At 62.7% G+C, this 18,840-nt stretch carries 14 protein-coding genes; 2 read left to right on the top strand and 12 right to left on the bottom strand.

The window, feature by feature from the left end; translation table 11 throughout:
- The first annotated feature begins 551 nt into the window (after window positions 1-551).
- Window positions 552-1,595, top strand: a complete 1,044-nt coding sequence (locus BM125_RS04695) for a LacI family DNA-binding transcriptional regulator (RefSeq protein WP_092405404.1) — start codon at window positions 552-554, stop codon at window positions 1,593-1,595.
- On the opposite strand, the gene BM125_RS04700 is transcribed toward BM125_RS04695, so the two are convergent.
- From BM125_RS04700 to BM125_RS04755, 12 genes are all read right to left on the bottom strand, one after another.
- Window positions 1,555-3,279 (bottom strand): alpha-amylase family glycosyl hydrolase, encoded by a 1,725-nt coding sequence (locus tag BM125_RS04700; protein WP_092405406.1) that lies wholly within the window; start codon window positions 3,277-3,279, stop codon window positions 1,555-1,557. The two genes, BM125_RS04695 and BM125_RS04700, sit on opposite strands and share 41 nt — an antisense overlap.
- Window position 3,280: 1 nt before the next feature.
- Window positions 3,281-4,771, bottom strand: a complete 1,491-nt coding sequence (locus BM125_RS04705; RefSeq protein WP_092405408.1) for an MFS transporter — start codon at window positions 4,769-4,771, stop codon at window positions 3,281-3,283.
- Window positions 4,772-5,669: 898 nt separating this feature from the next.
- Window positions 5,670-7,130 (bottom strand): hypothetical protein, encoded by a 1,461-nt coding sequence (locus tag BM125_RS04710; RefSeq protein WP_245778788.1) that lies wholly within the window; start codon window positions 7,128-7,130, stop codon window positions 5,670-5,672.
- Window positions 7,127-8,287: an SPFH domain-containing protein gene (locus BM125_RS04715; protein WP_092405410.1), complete on the bottom strand. Its 1,161-nt coding sequence runs from the start codon at window positions 8,285-8,287 to the stop codon at window positions 7,127-7,129. Before BM125_RS04715 ends, BM125_RS04710 begins: the two co-directional genes overlap by 4 nt.
- Before the next feature lie 215 nt (window positions 8,288-8,502).
- Complete coding sequence (locus BM125_RS04720; RefSeq protein ID WP_092405412.1) at window positions 8,503-8,844, bottom strand: hypothetical protein; 342 nt, start codon at window positions 8,842-8,844, stop codon at window positions 8,503-8,505.
- 175 nt (window positions 8,845-9,019) lie between these two features.
- The gene (locus BM125_RS04725) at window positions 9,020-12,196 is read right to left on the bottom strand and encodes a beta propeller repeat protein (RefSeq protein WP_092405414.1); all 3,177 of its coding nucleotides are present in this window, start codon (window positions 12,194-12,196) and stop codon (window positions 9,020-9,022) included.
- Window positions 12,197-12,706: 510 nt separating this feature from the next.
- Entirely contained in the window at window positions 12,707-13,300 is a 594-nt protein-coding gene (locus BM125_RS04730; RefSeq protein ID WP_092405416.1) for a toll/interleukin-1 receptor domain-containing protein, read from the bottom strand.
- A gap of 176 nt (window positions 13,301-13,476) precedes the next feature.
- Window positions 13,477-14,046 (bottom strand): His-Xaa-Ser repeat protein HxsA, encoded by a 570-nt coding sequence (gene hxsA, locus BM125_RS04735; protein WP_092405418.1) that lies wholly within the window; start codon window positions 14,044-14,046, stop codon window positions 13,477-13,479.
- Window positions 14,031-15,233 (bottom strand): His-Xaa-Ser system radical SAM maturase HxsC, encoded by a 1,203-nt coding sequence (gene hxsC / locus BM125_RS04740; protein ID WP_092405420.1) that lies wholly within the window; start codon window positions 15,231-15,233, stop codon window positions 14,031-14,033. Before hxsC ends, hxsA begins: the two co-directional genes overlap by 16 nt.
- A complete protein-coding gene (hxsB, locus tag BM125_RS04745; RefSeq protein WP_092405422.1) occupies window positions 15,233-16,732 on the bottom strand; it encodes a His-Xaa-Ser system radical SAM maturase HxsB in 1,500 nt (499 codons plus the stop codon). Before hxsB ends, hxsC begins: the two co-directional genes overlap by 1 nt.
- Window positions 16,729-17,277, bottom strand: coding sequence for a His-Xaa-Ser system protein HxsD (gene hxsD, locus BM125_RS19695; protein ID WP_139224856.1), 549 nt, complete (start codon window positions 17,275-17,277; stop codon window positions 16,729-16,731). The genes hxsB and hxsD overlap by 4 nt, the downstream gene beginning before the upstream one ends.
- Window positions 17,274-17,918: a hypothetical protein gene (locus BM125_RS04755; protein WP_245778789.1), complete on the bottom strand. Its 645-nt coding sequence runs from the start codon at window positions 17,916-17,918 to the stop codon at window positions 17,274-17,276. Before BM125_RS04755 ends, hxsD begins: the two co-directional genes overlap by 4 nt.
- Window positions 17,919-18,085: 167 nt before the next feature.
- Between BM125_RS04755 and BM125_RS04760 the strand changes: the two genes are divergently transcribed.
- The gene (locus tag BM125_RS04760; RefSeq protein ID WP_139224857.1) at window positions 18,086-18,607 is read left to right on the top strand and encodes a PIN domain-containing protein; all 522 of its coding nucleotides are present in this window, start codon (window positions 18,086-18,088) and stop codon (window positions 18,605-18,607) included.
- Window positions 18,608-18,840: the final 233 nt, after the last annotated feature.

An 18,840-nucleotide genomic window follows, 5' to 3' on the forward strand; every position in this document is an offset into this window, starting at 1 on the left:
GCGCGGGTTCCGATCACGCGAGCCGCGTCACCGCTCCGTTGTAGGAAGCGGCTTCAGCCGCGATGCTTGGTTGCGGCAAACCGCAAGACTTCTCCGCAACGCAACGTAGAGCATCGCGCCTGAAGGCGCTCCTACGAAGAGCGCGAAGCGCGATTGGGGGCGCGGGCTTCGATGACCGATGCCTGCCTGCGCAGGGACGACGAGCCTTTCCTCAATCCGGCTCGCCCAATAGCCGCATCCAACCTCGCCGTCTTCCCGGCGAAGGCCGGGACCTGGCGCCTTTTGCGCTCCCCAAGATCAACGCCGCGATGTGTCGCCTCTGCGACGCCCGCGCGCCCAATCCCCAATCCCCAATCCCCAATCCCCAATCCCGAATCCCGAATCCCGAATCCCGAATCTCGAATCCCGAATCCCGAATCTCGAATCCCGAATCTCGAATCCCGAATCTCGAATCTCGAATCTCGGCCACCAACCCATGCTGCAATGCAGAACGCCCAAAGGATGCCGATCCGGTAAAAAGGAGGCTTCGCATCCGCTGCGACAGCCACCGCGTGAGCTCGAAAGGAAAAGCCACCTCATTCGATATCGCCTACGAGGCCGGGGTCTCGCAGTCGACGGTGTCGCGCGCGTTGAGCGGCAGCTCGCTGGTCAGCCTCGACACGCGGCGCAAGATCCAGGCGATCGCCAAGCAGCTCAACTACAAGGTCGACAAGAACGCCTCATGCCTGCGCCGGCAGCATTCGGTGACCCTGGCCCTGCTCCTGTTCGAGGATCCGACCCCGGACGAGTCGCTGATCAATCCGTTCTTCCTCTCGATGCTCGGCTCGATCACGCGCGCCTGCGCGCGCCAGGGCTATGATCTGCTGATCTCGTTTCAGCAGTTCTCCAACGACTGGCACGCCGACTACCAGGACAGCCACAAGGCCGATGGCCTGATCCTGCTCGGCTACGGCGACTACCTGGTCGCGCGCAGCACGCTGCAGAAGCTCGAAGACCAGAACACCCATTTCGTGCGCTGGGGCGCCGTGGTCGAGGGCCAGCCCGGCATCTCGGTCGGTTGCGACAATGTCAACGGCGGGCGCGCAATCACCGAGCACCTGCTCGGCCTCGGCCGGCGCCGCATCGCCTTCGTCGGCAGCACCAGCGAGCAATGCCCCGAGTTCCTCGACCGCTACCGCGGCTACTGCGCCGCCCATGAAGCAGCCGGACTGCCGATCGATCCGGCCCTGCAGGTCGATGCGCTCGATTCTACCGAGCAGGTCGGCCACGAAGCGGTCGCCGCGCTGATCCGCAGCGGTGTCGATTTCGACGGTGTGTTCGCGGCCAGCGACCTGCTCGCGATCGGCGCGACCAACGCCCTGGTCGAGTCGGGCCTGCACGTTCCCGAGCAGGTGTCGGTGGTCGGATTCGACGATATCCCGATGGCCAGCTACGCAAGTATTCCGCTGACCACCGTGCAGCAGGACACCAAGCAGGCCGGCGAAATCCTCGTCGAACGCCTGCTTCAGCAGATTCGCGGCGAGCCGGCCGAGAGCGTCATGCTGCCGGCCAAGGTCATCGTGCGCCGCTCGTGCGGCGCTCACGCCCAGCCATGAGCTGATCGAGCCGCGCACGCAGGGCCGGGCGGCTGATTGGCGCATCGAGCAACCAGATCGCAACGCCATGCGCGGGTACCGAGAGTGACGGTGCCGCATTTGCCGCGATCGTCAGCGGCGGCGCATCGGGATTCAGGGCGTCATGCCAGACCCCAGGCTGTTGCTGCGCCCCGAGCATGAAGGTCTGTGCGCTGTCGCCCTTGTTGAGCAGGACCAACGCCGTCTGCGCGACACCGTCGTGTTCGTAGACGCGATAGAACGCGGCGCGATCGCCGGCCAGTTCGAGGTCGAGCTGCAGGCCGCGCTGCAAGGCCACCGAATCCTTGCGCGCATGCGCCACGCGTGACAGCGCGGCATGGATCGGATGCAGGCGCGCCGCGGCGATGCCCTCGGTGCCGAAATAATTGCGGTTGCCATGGTGCTCGGCGTGACCGCGCATGAAGCCTATTTCCGAGCCGTAGTAGACGACCGGAATCCCGCGCGCCGTGAACAACCAGTTGTGCGCGTCGATGAAGGCGTTGTCGCTGCCGGCGAAGCGGGCCATGTCGTGGTTGTCGTAGAACGTGGTCAGCTCGTAGGGGTTCTGGTAGGGCCCGCCTTCGAGCGCGAGCGCCGGGGCCAGCGCGGCAAAGTCGCCGCCGGGTTTCTCGAAGGTCGCCGCGATCGCCTGCTTCATCGGGAAGTCGAGCACGCTGTAGCGGCCATTCTCGTTCCAGGTGTAGGGCGCAATCTTGGCCGCGTCGTAATCGAAGGCCTCGCCGAACATGAAGAAGCCCGGGTGATCGGCACGGATGCGCGCGGCGAATCGGTTCCAGAAATCGAGCGGCTGATGACCGATCGTGTCGACGCGGAACGCATCGGCGCCCTGGGCGATCCACTGCCGATAGGCGCCGACCAGGTAGTCCATGAGCGCCGGATTGTCGGGATTGAAATCGCCGAGCTGGGCGAGATCGGGTTTCGTGTTGTACCAGCGCTGCAGCGGCTCGTGCGCCGGATCGAGGCGCTCGGGCGGAAGATTGCCGTGATCGGCGAGCAGCGTTCCGGAGGCATCAAACACTTGCCCAAAGCCGAGCTGCTTCTCGGGCATCGACCAGGCCGGCGAGCTGTGGTTGGCGACGATGTCGAGCACGGTCTTGAGGCCTTTCTCGTGCAGGCCGCGCGTCAGTTCGGCGAAGCCGAGTCCGGGGCTCGGCAGGTGTTCGTCGAGCCGGTAGAAATTCATGCCCCAGTAGCCGTGATAGCCGGCCTTGCCGCGATCGGTCAGGAACGAGGTGCAGGTGACTTCGTCGCCACCCGTGAACGCCTCGTCGGGATTGTCGACGATCGGCGTGATCCAGACCGCGCCGAAACCCATCTCGCGGATGTAGTCGGCATTGTCGAGCAGGCCGCGGAAGTCGCCGCCAAGGTAGCCGAGGTGGGCGACGATGCCGTCGTCGCAAGGCAACGGGATGTCGAAGGTCGGATGCACACCGCCCTGGTCGCGATGGTCATTGCCGGGATCGCCGTTGACGAAGCGATCGGTGACGACGAAGTAGATCGCATCACTGGCCAGCGGTTCGAGCGTGCCAAAGTACTCGCGCGAGGCCGGCGTCGCCTTGTCGTCGCGATCCGGTCGGGTCGTCTGCGTGCAGGCGCCTAGCGCAAGAGCAGCGAGCAGCGTGAAACCGAAGCGATATCGAACCATGTCAGCCTCCCCTCGCGGTCGCGACCGCCGCCGTCTGCACGTCTGGCACGCGCAGCATGCACAGCCCGGCGATCAGGAAACTCGCGCCGCCGAGCACCAGCGCATAGATCGGCTCGTTGCCGAAGAAGGTCTTCAGCAGCACACCGAGCACGCTCGCCGCGAGCAGCTGTGGAATCACGATGAAGAAATTGAAGATGCCCATGTACACACCCATCTTCTTCGCCGGCAGGCAGTCGCAGAGCATCGCGTAGGGCAGCGACAGGATCGAGGCCCAGGCAAAACCGATGCCGACCATCGAGGCAAGCAGCCAGTCCGGATCTCGGATGAACAGGAACGAGAACAACGCCACCGCGCCGATCCACAGATTGATCCAGTGCGTCGCACGCAGGCCGAGGCGCGCGACCATGAACGGAATCACGATCGCCGCGATCGCGGCGAAGCCGTTGTAGGCCGCGAACAGCACACCGACCCAGTTCGCCCCTTCGTTGTAGGCCGCCGAAGTCGGATCGCTGCTGCCGAAGTGCACCCCGGTCACGGCCGCGGTCGTGTAGATCCACATCGCGAACAGCGCGAACCACGAGAAGAACTGGACCAGGGCGAGGCGCCGCATCGGCCCCGGCATCGCGTGCAGGTCGGCCATGATCTGCACGAAAGCCCCACCCGAACGCGTGTAGCTTAATACCAGCAGGGCGATGCCGTAGCCGAGCAAGCCACCGGCCAGGATGAACAACTCATGGGCGAGGCCACCGAGCACGATCCAGGTCAGCAGGCCACCACCGGCGATCAGCCAAAGCAGCGCATTGCCCGGCGACGCCGACGTCGACGCTCCCGCATCGACAGGCACCGCATCATCGAAACCTTCGAGCGTCTCGGGCGGGTACTCGCGCGTGCGCAGCACGGTCCAGCCGACCGCCCCGAACATGACCACGGCCCCGGCATAGAACGCGTAATGGACCGTCTGCGGAATCTCGCCCGCCGCCGCCGTGTTGGCAACGCCGAAGCGCGCCAGCAGCCATGGCAGCAGGCTCGCGACGACCGCACCGATGCCGATGAAAAAGCTCTGCATCGCATAACCGCGCGCCCGCTGCTGCGCCGGCAACTGGTCACCGACAAAGGCGCGAAACGGCTCCATCGACACGTTGATCGAAGCATCGAGCAGCCACAGCAATCCCGCCGCCATCCAGAGCTGCGGGGAGTTCGGCATCAGCACGAGGGCCAGGCTCGCCAGCAGCGCCCCATAGAGGAAATACGGCCGCCGCCGCCCGAGTCGGGTCCAGGTCCGGTCCGAAAAGTGCCCAACGATCGGCTGAACGATCAGCCCGGTCAACGGCGCCGCGATCCACAGCAGCGGAATCTGATCCATGTCCGCGCCGAGCGTCTGGAAGATCCGGCTCACGTTCGCGTTCTGCAGGGCGAAGCCGAACTGGATGCCGAGGAAGCCGAAACACATGTTCCAGATCTGCCAGAAGGAAAGGGGTGGTTTGGTTGTCATCGGGGATTCCGCAAGACAAGGGGAAGCGCCGCGATCAAGGCAGTCGGCGGACTTCACCATGGTAGTTCGAGCGGCGGGCTGCGGGGTTGGCTGCATACGTATTCATCAATGACACGACCCCGTGCCTGTCGCATTGGACCGCCTAGAATCTCTCCGTTCGTCCTGAGCGTAGCGCAGCGAAGTCAAAAGACGCCCTCGGCACCCCGAAGCCTGCCACTATTCGCCCTGCTCAAACGAACGCCCGAAATCCCGCCGTTTGCCCTGAGCGTAATCCAGCGAAGTCGAAGGACGCCCCTCGCGCCTCGACATCCGCCTCCATTCGTCCCGCACGGACGAACGCCCAAAATCCCTCCGTTCGCCCTGAGCGTAGCGCAGCGAAGTCGAAGTACTCTCCCAGTACCCCAACATCCGCCTCCATTCGCCCTACGCAAATGAACGTAAACCACCTCCCCGTTCGTCCTGAGCGTAGCGCAGCGAAGTCGATGGACTCTCTCGGCACCTCAACCTGACCCTCAATCCCGTTTCGCGGGAGCGGGCGGGCTGGCGGCACAGCTTCTCACAAACGCCGTCCCCGCCATCGAAACCCGCGCCGCCTTTTGCACTCATCGTAGGAGCGCCTTCAGGCGCGATGCTTTTCGACACGGTGCGGAGAAGAGCATCGCGGCTGAAGCCGCTCCTACAACGGAGCGGCTACGCATCGAACACCATCGAAACCCGCGCCGCACGTCCGCGCCTTTCGAAGGGGGGCGTTCACGCCCGATGCTTTCCATCACTCTCGACGATCCTGAAAAGCATCGCGGCTGAAGCCGCTCCTACAACGAAGCGGCAACGCACCGCCCACCATCGAAACCGCGCCGGTCGCAACTGTCCGTTCCCAACGCTTCTCTGCCGCCGGCCCCTAGCGCAAACTCACCGTCTGGCTCTTCCACTCCGGATCCTGCCAGCGATAGAAGATGCTGAGGTAATCCGGCTTGTCGGCGCGCTTGTCGACATTGAGCGTGGCGAGGTCGAGCAGTTCGAAACTCTGCACGAAGCGGTCCTCGGCCAGGATCTCACGCGCGGCCAGCACCTTCTTTCCGCCCGGCACCCAGCCCGCGAATTCGATGTAGCCGAGATCGGGGCTGTCGGTGCCGGGCGGCGCGATGTCGACGCGCCACCGATTGCCGTCGCGATGGAACACCCACAACTCGCGCCAGGATTCGAGCGGCTGCACTGCCAGTGCAAGGGCCGTGCCTTGCGCGTTGACGCGTGCCGAGTTCAGCCACACGGTCGCGAACGTGCACTGGCGCATCAGCGGCGATTTCGGACCGTGCTTCGCGTCGACGAGCAACAGGCAGGTCTGGCCCGGGTCGCCGGGCTCGGTGACGAGCTTGAGGTCCGACTTGCTCGGGACGGCCCGCTCGGCCGCCCAGCGCGATGCGCCGACACGCACGGCCGCTTCGCTGTAGTCGTCAGCATCGCTCTCGGCGAGATGGCGCGTATCGACGGCGGCCAGTTCCGCGAGTGCACGCTCGGCCGCTTCGCGAGGGTCCTCGCCGCGACGCGAGCGCTGGAACGCGACACTGGCCCATACCGCCGCGCTTCGCATGCGCAGGCGGTTCTTCATGAGGTCCGACAGGTCATTGCGCGGCGCGCGGTCGAGCACGTCGGTGCGCCAGGTGTCGAACGCATGGCGCTGCACCGGCGTCATGTCGGGGTCGGCACACTCGGGACGCGTCAGCGCCAGCGCCGCGCGCGCCTTCTGCTCGTCGCTCGCCGGCAAGGCCAACACACGACGGAAGGCCTCGCCGTCGTAGCAGAGCTGCATGCGTCCGGCACGCTCGAAACTGCGGATCGCGACGCCGTACTGCGCCGCCACTTCGAGATGCGCCGCGAAGGTCACGTCACGCGAGGAATTGCGGTTCGACGAAGCGCGCTGGGCAAGGTGATCGGCCAACGTGCCGAGCGCATCGAAAATGTCGGCGCCGATCGCCTTGGCCGGCGCCGCACGCAGGTAGGCAGCCGCGTAGGCGATGCCGAGCGCCTCGTCACCGGGACTCTCGCGCAGAAACTGCACGACCGCGAACAGGTCAACGGCGCGTTCGGGATCGAGCGTGATGCGGCGCACGTCGCGCATGCGCACGAACCCGGCGCGCTCGCGCCGGTGGTCGTAGACCTGCAGGTATTCGAGGCGCTCGCCGCGCACTTCGAGAGTATCGCCCGCCCACAGCACCGCGTGCTGCGTCGCCGACCGACGCGGTTCGGCGCGTAGCGCGGACTGGTCCTCGACGACGATCGCGAGCGCAATCTCGGCGGCGCGCGCGATCGATGCCGAGCCGAGCAGGACGGCGATCGCGAACAGCACGCCGCGGCCGATCACTGCCCTGCTCCCCTGCTCACCGTGCCGATCAGGTTGCCGCCGACGAAGCCGCCGTCGGCGGGCGGTGCGGCGATGATCACCGAGATCTTGTCGGAGAGCTTGTCGGCCATGGTCTTCTGGATCAGCAGCGGGTACTTGCTGATCAGGGCGCCATCGCGTTCGAGCTGGATGCTCGAGACCTTGCCGATCTCGTCCATGCGGTAGACCTCGGCATCGGCGAGCTTCTGGCGCGACTTGGCCTCGGCCTCGGCTTCGATCAGGCGTGCCTGGGCCGTGGCTTCGGCCGCCTTCACGCGGGCGACCTTGTCCGCGTCGGCCTCGAGCTTGCGCTGCTCGATCTGCTTCTGCTTGAACGGGATCACGTGCTTCATCGCCTCTTCCTGGGCCTGCGCCGCGATCACCTGTTCGTTCGCCGCCGCCTCGGCCGCCTTCTGCCGGCGCACCTTCTCGGCCTCGCCCTGCAGCTCGGTCTGCTTGACCTCCTGTTCCTTGAGCTGCAGCGTGTACTGCATCTTCTCCTTCTCGAGTTCGACCGCGAGCAGGCGGTCCATGCCGGCGCGGTAGTCGGCCGGCAGATCGACATTGCCCATCATGACCTGGCGCAGGATCAGGCCGTCCTTTGCCATCAGCGGCTTGAGTTCGCTCTCGACCGCGTCCTGCAGTTCCTGGCGCTTGCTCGAAAAGATCTCGCGCACGGTGTAGCGCGTGAACACGCGATAGATCACGCCCTGCATGAGCGGATCGACGAGTCCGCCTTCGATGTCCTTCGGCAGGTTCACGCCGACCGTCGCGAGCCTGTCCGGATCGAGTGCGTAGCGGACCGTCAGTTCGACGCCGATCGACAGGCCCTCGGACGACTGCAGCGGCGCCTCGCCGTCGGCAGTCGCGCTGCGCGTTGGCCGAAACATGTGGTCCTCGAGCGAGAACCGGCGCAAGGAATGAACGCCCGGCACGACCACGGCCGCGCCTTCGCGCAGCAGCATCGTCGTTCCGGTCCACTGGTTCGTGCGAAGCGCGACTTCACGCCCCTTGATCGTCTCGACCGGCGGGTGCTTGACGAAGTAGACGACGCCGAAACCGACCAGCGCCAAGGCAATGATCCACGGGCGCAACAGCCGACGCCCGATGCGCTTCAAACCTTCAAATCGTTCCAACATGGGATCCCCCGGATGGTCTGTGTGGATGTCGACGACGCGAATTCGCGCGCCTCGCATTCACCCGGAAGGTCGCAAGTCCTCACCCATGCCACTGCGCATTCCGGGCGCAGGGTCATTGAGCAGGGCGACCGTGTCGACACGCGGACCGAGGTCTGACGGGATCATTCAAAGATATGGCGATTTGCGGGCAGCGAATCGCACGCCGAGCGACTGCCTCATCCGCGCGACGAATGACGCGCGAGAAGGACCTGGAGCGCGGAGCCGATGATCCAGGGGACGCCATCTTCGGGCTCGGCCCAGCGCTTCACTGCCGATCGGTGCAGGTCGATGTTGCGCTCGATCCGATCGAGGGTTCCACGCCAGTCGGGGTTGCCTTCGCGTTCCACGGAACAAAACTCGAACACGTTCAGGAGCAGCTCGACGATCAGCACGCGCTCGTCGTCGCGGGCATCGGGCCGGTCGTACGCCAGCAGCGCGGGCTCGATCAGCAGCGGGTCCGACATCGCGGCCGGCCAGTCCTCCCATCCGACGTCGTCATCGGGCTCGAGCGCAAGCACGGCATTGAGTCGCGCGATCGTGTCTCGACTCCAGCCAGGTTGAGGATCCGGTGAAGTGGCCATGCGCGTTGATCACCCACTGCGGTGCGCAGAGTGTATCGAATTGCCACGAGGCTCCGCGGGTTGGCGATTCTCCCTTGGCGGGACGTCGGTCCCGATGCGATGGCGCGGCCGCCTAGTCGAACCCGTCGCGGAAGATCAGGTCACTGAGGTCCACGCACTGGATCCGTACCGAGCTGATGTTCGCTCCGGCCAGCACGCCGCTGCCCCGGTTGACCCAGCACACCTGCTGGAACCCGGCCGCCGGTTGCGCCGAAATCGTCACGGCATAGCTCGACTCATCCGGCAGCGCGGTCGGGAAATCGAAGGCCGCGTTGGTCGACAGTACGCGCGTATCGCCGCCATTGTTCTGGACCGAGACGCTTGCGCCCGCGGCCAGGCCGGCGACCGTTCCTCCGACGAGATAGGTATTGATCGAGCAGGCGACCGCGACGTCGGCAATGTCGACACCGGCGATCGTGCCGCTGCCGTTCGAAACCAGGCAGGTCTGGCTCGGCGTGGTCGGCTGGGCGAACACGGTGACCGCATAGGGGCTGCCATCGATCACCGGCGCCGGGAACAGGAAGTTGCCATCGTCCGGGACGAGCAGGTCATCGCCGCCGTTGTTGCGCAAGGTCACGGTATTGCCGGGCGCCAGACCATTCACGGTACCGCCGACGCTGTTGAGGCACGGGTTGCAGATCCGCGTCGACCACACGCCGCGACCGTGCGTGAACGCAAACAGCCGCGTCCCGTTCTGGTCGACCTTCAGCGCCTCGACCGGCGTGCGCGCGAACCCCGAATTCTCCACGTTCCAGTTGACGCCACCGTCGGTCGACGTGAACACGCCGAGGTCGGTTCCGACGAACACCTGCTGCGAATCGTTGGGATTGACGACTACCGACAAGGCCGGAATCTGCGGGATCGACGTCGGGCCGCTGCCGACGCTCGGCGACCAGCCGACTCCGCCCGTGGTCGTCTTGTACACACTCGGAATACCGAAGGCGGAAACGGTCGCGTAGGCGACATTGACGTCGTTCGGATCCCACGCCATTGATGAAATGAAACCACTGGCGAGGGTGCCACCGCCCGGCCATGTACCCGTGTTGGGGGCCGACAGGGCGGCCGTGTTGTAGTGGAAGCAGCCATCCGACATGCCGATCAGGACGCGATTGCCATCGAGGGGATGGGTCGCGAACGCGGATATCGAACCGTTTCCACAGGTTCCGCTCGAGCCGGTCGCGCGCGCCCAGCTCGTGCCCTGGTTCGTGCTGCGCCAGATGTCGAACCCGCCGGTCCAGATCTGCTGGCGGTTGCCTTCGTTCATCGCGAACGGCGCGATGAACAGAAATCCCGTGCCGGTGATCGCGCCGCTGACGGAACTGAATGTCGCGCCGCCATTGGTCGATCGCTGCAAGGATTTTCCGGTGTTTTCCGCGAACAGCACGTCGTTGGCCGGATCCGAATCACCGAGCGTGTTGACAGCGGCATACCCGCCATCGCCACCGATCAGGGTCGACCAGTCGGACGACGACGAGTTTCCGCGTTGGGTGCCGTTGTCCTGAAGTCCACCGAAATACGTCATGCCGTTCGGATAGACGGCGCCGTCGTAGAACTGGCTGGTGACGTAGCCGGTGTTGCGATCGATCCACGCGGTGCCATTCGAAACGGGACTGCCGCAGATCTGAGCAAGCGTGGTATTGACCGGCGCGCGTGCGTTGTCCGTGCGTTCCACGCCGCCATCGCTGGTCGCGAACACGATGCGATTGCTGGTGCCGTTGTACTGCGGATGAAAGACGATGCCATGCTGGTCGGCGTGGTGGTATTCGGGATCGATGCCCTTGTCGAACCACCAGTAGCTTGCGGTGCCCCAGTCGACACCGGCATTGTCGGATCGCCACAGATCGACGCCACCGGCCCAGACGATATTCGGGTCGAGTGGATCGACGGCGAGGGCGTTGTCGTACCAGCCCTGGTTGAGGAATGAGGACGAGCCGAAGCCGCATTCGGTGAGCAGCGCGATGACGGGATTGCTGAGCAGCAACTGGTTGATCTTCTGCGCGGTGTTGGCGGGCGCGACGTTGCCCTGGCGCTGGGTGACGAAGGAACCGCTGGCGCCGTTGGACGCAGATCGATAGATGCCGTGCAGCCCATAGGTTCCGGGTCCGCCACCCGCGTTGCGCTGGGAGGCCATGACATAGACGACGCTCTCGTCGGACGGCGCGATCGCGATCGAACTGCGGCCCTGGCCGCTCAGCGAGAGCACGCTCGTCGGAGTCGAGGTGTCCGTGTCGTCGCCGCGATAGACCGTTCCTTGCGACGTTGCGCGCCCGCAGGCGACGAAGACGAAACCCGACGCCCCCTGATTCTGCATCGCGATGTCATTGCAGCCACCGACGGCGCTAGCGTCGATCACCTGGGTCCAGCTGCTGCCCGCGTCGAGGGACCGAAAGATTCCGGTGCCGGTCGCTGCCCACACGCGTTGCGTGTTACGAGGGCTGACGCCGATCTTCATCGAATAGTAGAAGTTCGAATTGTTGGTCGAGGCGAGCTGCGACCACGACGCGCCGGCATCCGCCGACTTGAAGATTCCGGCGCCGCGAATGGCATCCGAGTTGCCGAACCCCTCGCCGGTTCCCGCATAGATCACGTTCGAATTGCCGGGCTCGAAGGCCAGCGAAACCACGGCCAGGTTGGCCATCTGGTCGGTCAGCGCCGACCAGCTCGCCCCGCCGTCCGTGGATTTCCACATGCCCCCGGCCACGCCGCCCGCGTACAGGATGCTCGGGTTGACCGGGTCGATCAGCAGCGCCCGTGTGCGCCCGCCCTGGTTCGATGGACCGAGGTTGGTCCAGGTGCCGACGGCTTCGGGGGGCGTCGCCGCAAACGGATCAAACGGCGCCGCGGACCGCGCAGCGAGCGACGGATACGGCGCATTCCGCGCACTCGAAAAGCGTGGCATCGAGCGGATGTGCTTCAGCGCCGGGAAATACAGGTCGGGACTGATCGTCCCGGTGCCCACGGTCGGGTTCGGCCCTCGGGTCCGCAGCGGACCGAGGCGACTGTTCACGTAGAACTGTTCGGCCAGATCGGGATCGCCAAAGCGTTCCTCGGAAAACTCCGCATCCCCGGCTTCGAGTCGCGCGCGCCTCGACGGCGTCAGCGCACCGGAACTTTCGCTGCGCGCCTCACTCGCCTGCCCTCGCGACCCATCGGCCCCCGCGGCGGGAGCTTGCTCCGCCCTGACCGCTGTCGAACCGAAGACCCCCAACACAACAACAAGAACCCAGCCACAAACCGACAGTTTGCTCATGTGAATTCCAGCCTGATGCTGACGCGCCTGGGAACCGCGACGCACGACCGCCCGCGGGACGCGAAATTGTCCGCCTGTCCACGCTGAAAAGCCATGGTTTCGCGAGCCGGTGGAGTGAATCCGAACAGACCTGCCAGTCGACCGTTGACAGCTCGCGGATTGTCGCACCGACAATGGGGACACACGGGACCCCATGTCTTCTGCTTTCAGAAGCTCATACCGAACCAGAGCTTCGGTCTGCGTATGGGACAACTGGAGTAATGGTACGAAGGTAGACCTGACCCTCAATCCCCTGCGAAGGTAGACCTGACCCTCAATCCCCGCTCCAAGCTGGCTGCGGGTCCGGCGACGTGGCCATTCACTTCGAGCTCCTCCAGGGCCGTCGAGTGTATCGAACTGGAATCACGAAAAGGCAGGGAGTTTGAGATTCAAAATGAAAGACCTGATCCCGCTCTTCGCGCAAAACCTGACCCTCGTTCTCCGAATATACATGCGGACGCCATCGCACAGCTAACTGAAGTTCAGCTTTAGCGGATCGTACCGAACGCCATATACGTCTCGCAGTTCGTGCACTTTTCTGACATAGAATGATCTTGGCGTTTCGGAATCACGTCGTGATTCTATGCGCTTGTGGTAATCATAGCCAAGCTGGTCAATTAACTCTTTAATTTCTTGAATCTGACCTGCTTTCAGGACTTGCAAAATCTTCTTTATCCCTAGATCCCAATCAACCCAAAGACTTACCCATTGAAAATCCAAAAGCGTTCGACCACCGCCAATACTCAATGCGGGAACCTCACACTCAGATAGAAGAACTGGAATGAACCAAGGCTTATTTGCAGAGTGTTGACGCAGTTCATCTACTGCAAGTACGAGCTCCTCATTCATATAGCTCTTTGACTTGCTGCCGTACTCAGAAGAAAAACATGCAACAAAATACGATCCTCTCTGGATTGCTTCTCGGATTGCATCCTTCCAACGCACTCCAGGAGCAATATTGTCGCGATCTATCCAGACCTCTATGTCGTGTGCCCTCAATGACTCACATAGTTCTTTCACAACATGAGTGTTTTCGTGAACGTATGACAAAAAGACTGATGACATGGCTCATCCAATTCGTGGTTTCTTCATACAGAAAACAGTGAAGGTTTCAGATTTTACCCCGTACCTATGGGCGCTCGGGATGTGCTAACTCGCGCCCCCATCACGAGCTGAGCATCAAAAATGAGCTCACTTTTATCCATGCTTGACATCCCCATTGACAAGAAGAGTTGGTGTTTTCAGTTCAATGCGATCCCCAAGGCATTCAGTGTCTCGGTTGTGATGGTCCCGGTGACGGCCAGCCCTCGATCTGATTGAAATTTTCGCAGAGCCGTCTTGGTCGCTTCGCCCAGCACTCCGTCAATCGCGCCTGGATCGTAACCCTTGGAATACAAGCCCGCTTGGACACGCATGATCATCATCCGAAGCTGATCCGTCGTTGGCTTGCGTTGATCGACGGGCGCCAAGGTCTGGACCGGTGCCGCATTGCTTTCATCTGAGGGAGAAGGCGCGACGTTATTCCGCGGAGTGGCGTGCGCGGGTGCCGGTGCCGGAGCGCGATAACCGCCACCACTGCCTGAATAGTGCGAGCTGTGGGAACTGTGCGAACGATGTGAGCTGTGCGAGCGATGGGTTGCGTATAGGTTCTGCACGTTGATATTGAGCGGAGCGGTCAAGGTCGTCGCAAATGCCGAATCACGCGCACCCAGCTCCATGAGTTCTTCGGTCGTCGTGTGACCGTCTGGTTCCTGGGCAGAGCCTTTGAGTGTGGCCAATAGGCCACCAATCGCAGTCAATGCTTTTCGCATGAGACCCCCTCCTCATGGTGAGTAATGGTACGAATGGCGCGCGACGTCCACGCATCCGTCGTCCACGAAAAAAAGCCGGCGCACCGTTCCCGAACCAAGCAGCCCTCACATGGCGGCAAGTAGTCCCGCTTCCAGTTAGAGATGCTCTGGCGTGCGAACGGCCAGAGACTGCGAGACAGGGCGCATAGGGGCAGATTGAAGAGAGAGACAGCCATGCTGCGAGCAGCGAGGAACTCGACAGCCGCTTCAAGCGCGTCGGCCATGTCAGCCGGATCTATCCAGATGTCGTCGTAGTGAGCTTTGGCAAAGCCGGTAGGTTCGATACCCATTAGCGCAACATGCTCGACGAACGGCAAGTTCCGATAGAGGTATCGAACCAACTCCTGCAGGCGTTCTACTGTCGGCTTGACCAGGACGACGCGGATCTCGATGCGCTGCCCCGCCTGATGCAAGGCGTACAGGCCCTTGATGGTTTCAGCGAAGGCACCTGAACTTTGGACGACGTAATCGTGAAGGCAAAAGTGATCGCCATAGAGGGGCACGCCCCACGAAAGCGCGGGGTGGGCAGCTTCAAAGGTCGCAGCGTAGCCGTGCGCCGAGAATCGGCGACCGTTGGTCAGGACGTGAAGCGGTGTCGCCGGCAATCGGTCGGCGCAGTGCCCAATGACTCGGTTGAGCCCCGCGCCCAGCAAGGTGGGCTCACCACCGCTTATGGCCAGAGACGGTGTATCCGCGTCGATGAGTTTGACGAGTTCGCACATCTGTTCGATACGCCAGGCGTCGTCCACGTCGTGAGGCGGCTGCGAACACATCATGCAATAGCTGTTGCATTGTTCGGTTGCGAATAGAACATTGCTGGCATCGCCCCGCCGATATCGAACCAACACGCGCGAACGGAGTGGTTGCAGCTCGATGACGTCGCCCGGCCGTACGATGCCGGCTCGATCGTCGAGAACCACCCCAGGGCGACCCGATGGCAGCTGCGCGTCCTGATTAGCAATAAATCCTGCCCAGGGAAGGCCGACGAGTTCGGCTGTGGCGGCAGACTTCTGGCCGATTGACCGCAGATCCAACGCCATCCGCTCAAACGGAAAACGGCCAACTGCCATCTCGGCCAAGTCAGCGACCTTCAACAGAGGAGCATGGCCCCAGTTCGTCAGCTTCGCCTTGGTGTCGAGCGGGAGCATCAGCCCGCCTCACTCACATCGTCTGAGGGAGTCGAGCGCGGCGCTTTCAGCGCCCATTGTTCGAGTACGCGACGATCGGCATCACTGCCAAGCTCCCATCGCTCCAGTAGGAGATCGAACATTCCCATCTGCTTGCGGCAGAAATCGCTGGTGGGCCGATGTCCGACGGGATCGCCTTGCCGAGCGTAGTGGTCGATAGGGTCCGCGCCGCATAGGGGCACATACGCGCAGTCCGAACAGCCCGGCAATGCCTCGGCCACCCCAGCGTCGAGGATACGTCGCATCGCAGGCGAGCTCAGCCAGGTGCGTGGAGATTCTTCGACACGTCCTAATGCGAACGAGGTATCGCCCATCGCCGCTAGCATCCGGGCTTCATCGGACGGGTAAACCTGGCCATCGTAGTCGTAGACCACCGCGCCAAGCCCGGCACCCGTAGGCGAACGGAGATCTACATATCCGTGCGAGAAGGGGGTATGGAGCTGAGAGAGGAGCAAGCTCGCGTAACCTTCCTCCAGCTCGTATCCGTCGTGATTCACACTGAGGATGATCTCCAGAGCCTTGCGGTAGAAGGCCAGGAATTCGTCGATGGAATAGCCAGTGCGTGCCACGGTCTTTCGGGCAAAGCCATATGGGCTCAAGGGCCGGAGCGATATCGAGTGAAAGTCTCGCCTGCGGTATTCGTGGATGATGGCCAGGGGATCTTCCAGGCTGCGACGAGTAATCGTGGTCAGTGCCGACACCGAGCCTGGTCCCAGTGTTGCTCGTGCTCGCTCGATGCCGGCGAGCGTCCGGGCATGGCTGTCGCGCTCGGGGCGAGGACGGTTAGCATTGTGAAGGGCTTCGGGGCCGTCGAGTGAAGTCGAGAGCTGCACGTTATAAGTCTTCAGCACCTGTACTTGCTCATCTGTCAGGTCGTGAAGCGTGGAGGCGATAACGAAGCGGATTTCGCGATGTTCTCGTTGGTTGCGTTCAATGATTCGCGATAGGAGCCCATGAACCCGCTCGAAGTGAAGCAAGGGTTCGCCACCCTGGAGTTCGACGGTGAGGGTGTGCGACGGCCACTCGAAAAGGCGCTCAACTACCGTGTTCGCGACCTCCTCAGACATATCGAACGACGATGCACCGGTCGGTTTCCGAGAAACCTGGCAGTAGGAACACGTGTGGTGGCATCGCAGAGAGACCACAATGATGTGCAAGGCCGGCCCTTGCGAAAGGTAGGCCTTCCTCGCCTTGTATTGAGAGAGGAGCGGAGCGAGCGTGGATCGGTCGATATCGCGCGCGATAAGGTGCCGCGCCTCCATGTCGGTCAGAACGGGATCATCGGCAGCAAGAACTCGATCGATGACGCGCTCCAATGTCGCATGCTCCATGAGCAACCAGTCTCCGGACATCGATGAGACGAATGCGCGCGATGGATCCCAGGGGAGTCGTCGAAAGCGAAGCGGAAGCAGGCGATAGGGCCGGCTACCCGTGAACGCCTCGCGACCCCGAAACTTCATGGGGTCGGGCCTGCGTCGTCGGCTGGAACGGCTTCGCGAAGGGCGGCGGTTACGAGGGCGGCATGGACTTCACCGGTTTCTTCCCGAATCTGTTCCCGCATTCGCTCATCAAGTGCATCGGTCCGGAATCGCTCTTCGAGCAGGGCAAGGTTGACCGTGCTCGAGCGCGGCGCTAAGCGAACGACGAAGGTCGTGGCCTCATGTTCGACGGATGTGTAGAAGTCGCCAGAGTAACGGTAGGTCGTGCGCACGACCACGTCGGCGCTGAAGATCGCCGCATCGAAGCGGAGCTCGATTGTGCCCATAATTCCTTTGGACCCCCCTGTAACCTTGTGGAGCGGATTGACTTTGCACCTATTCAGACTATGGCGAAACGCCCTGGAGATGGGGAGATCGAGCGTTCCCGGGATGGACGGTCGTCCCCCATCGAATGCCTGAGGTTCTCGACTAAGGAGAGGCTCGGGGTCAAGTCTTGAATCTTGAATGGGTGCAGATTGCATGAAGGAACCGCGCTCTCGCTGGTCGCTTTCCTTCTCACCGCTCAATTCCTCTCCTGCTGCCTCTTGAAAGCGTCACGTAGTTCTTTCGAAACGACATCCACTTGCCGATTTTTCTGCAGGAAGGCTCGCCGGCCTTCCGGTAGCTGGCAGTTCCGCGAGAGCGTGGTTGCGCCGTCGGGTGTTGTTGCCCTCACGTCCTGAACGTTGATGACCACTGCAAGCGTATCGCCGAGCGGCTCGAGGGCCAGGCAGACGGTGTCGATCATCTTCATGCTGCGATGAGCGGCGCCGTCGACCATGACCACGAGGTTTTCGCGGTCCATCCAGACCGAAGACCGCACCCCGGGAATTTCTCGCACAGCTGCTCTTGCGGATTCGTGGTTTATCGGCCGCGTGTAATCGGGGACGCCGGCGGAGCGCGTAATTTCGGTGGTCATCGCCTTGATGTGGGCCGCGACGGCCTCGGAGTCGCCCAACGCGGCGGATGCGCGCGCGGCGTTGACGTGAGCGACCATCCTTGCCGGGCTGACCGGTTGGCCAGCCTGTTGGGGATGAGGGGATTGGGTAGCGGATTCAGAGGGGGCTTTTCCGCAGGCAGCAAGCCCCAGCGCAGTTGTCGCAACGACAATCAGCGCTGCAATATGCGCACTCGCACGCCAAAACGCCCTGGTCGCAACGGAATCCATCCCGACTCTTCCGCCCCTTGGCAATCCCGGAGCGCAGTAAGCAACAAACGCGCCTTCTGCGCAAGTGTATCGCGAGGCGCGGCAGTCCACGAACAGCCGGGACCACAGTTCGCTATCACCGAGCTACCCAGATGCCGGACGCCCGGAATCGAGCGGCGTGATGCTGGATGTCACCGATCAATCAATCCTCCGATCAACCAGGAATCTGGTTAGTCAACTATTCCGTGATTATCTCTCCGTTGGTTACACTCGCCGAAGCATCCGGCGCTTCGGGGAACGGCTTGGGTCTTCAATTCTTCCTGATCGATTTCGAGAACGTCCAGCCGACTTCGATCGGGTCGCTGGTACCAGGCCATTGCAGAGTCATGGTCTTTCTTGGTCAGAACCAAACCAAAGTGCCAGTCGCGCTGTTGCAGGAATTGCAGCCCCTTGGTAGCGATGTTGAGTACGTGCAGATTTCAGGAAGCGGTTCCAATGCCGTCGATTTCCACATCGCCTTCTATATTGGCAAGCTGGCTGTCTCGCATCCGGATGCAAGGTTCACGATCGTGTCGAAGGACACACACCCAATCGGGACATCCAGAATCCCGCTTCGATCCTACGCCGCGAGCCAGATATTTTCTACAAAAAGGCACTACTCCTGGCAACACGGTCGCCGTTGGCATCTAAAGCGAGGACCGGGACACTAAGGAACTCGAGTCGATTGTACGCCATAGATCGAAGTGTACAACTTGGTACACCTACGTTTCCTTCGCCTGATTCAGCGCAATGGTCCGCACATCCACCAAAAGTCCGGTGTCCTGCTCCACGGATTGACGATCTCCCACACTTGGTCGAATCCGACCAGGCTCCACCCTCGGAGATTGTCTCGACGTCCGGCTGCTGCGCGCTACAGCTTCCCAAATTGTTCGTGCCCGAATCA

The organism is Dokdonella immobilis (assembly GCF_900115085.1).
GTDB classification, from domain to species: Bacteria; Pseudomonadota; Gammaproteobacteria; order Xanthomonadales; family Rhodanobacteraceae; genus Dokdonella; species Dokdonella immobilis.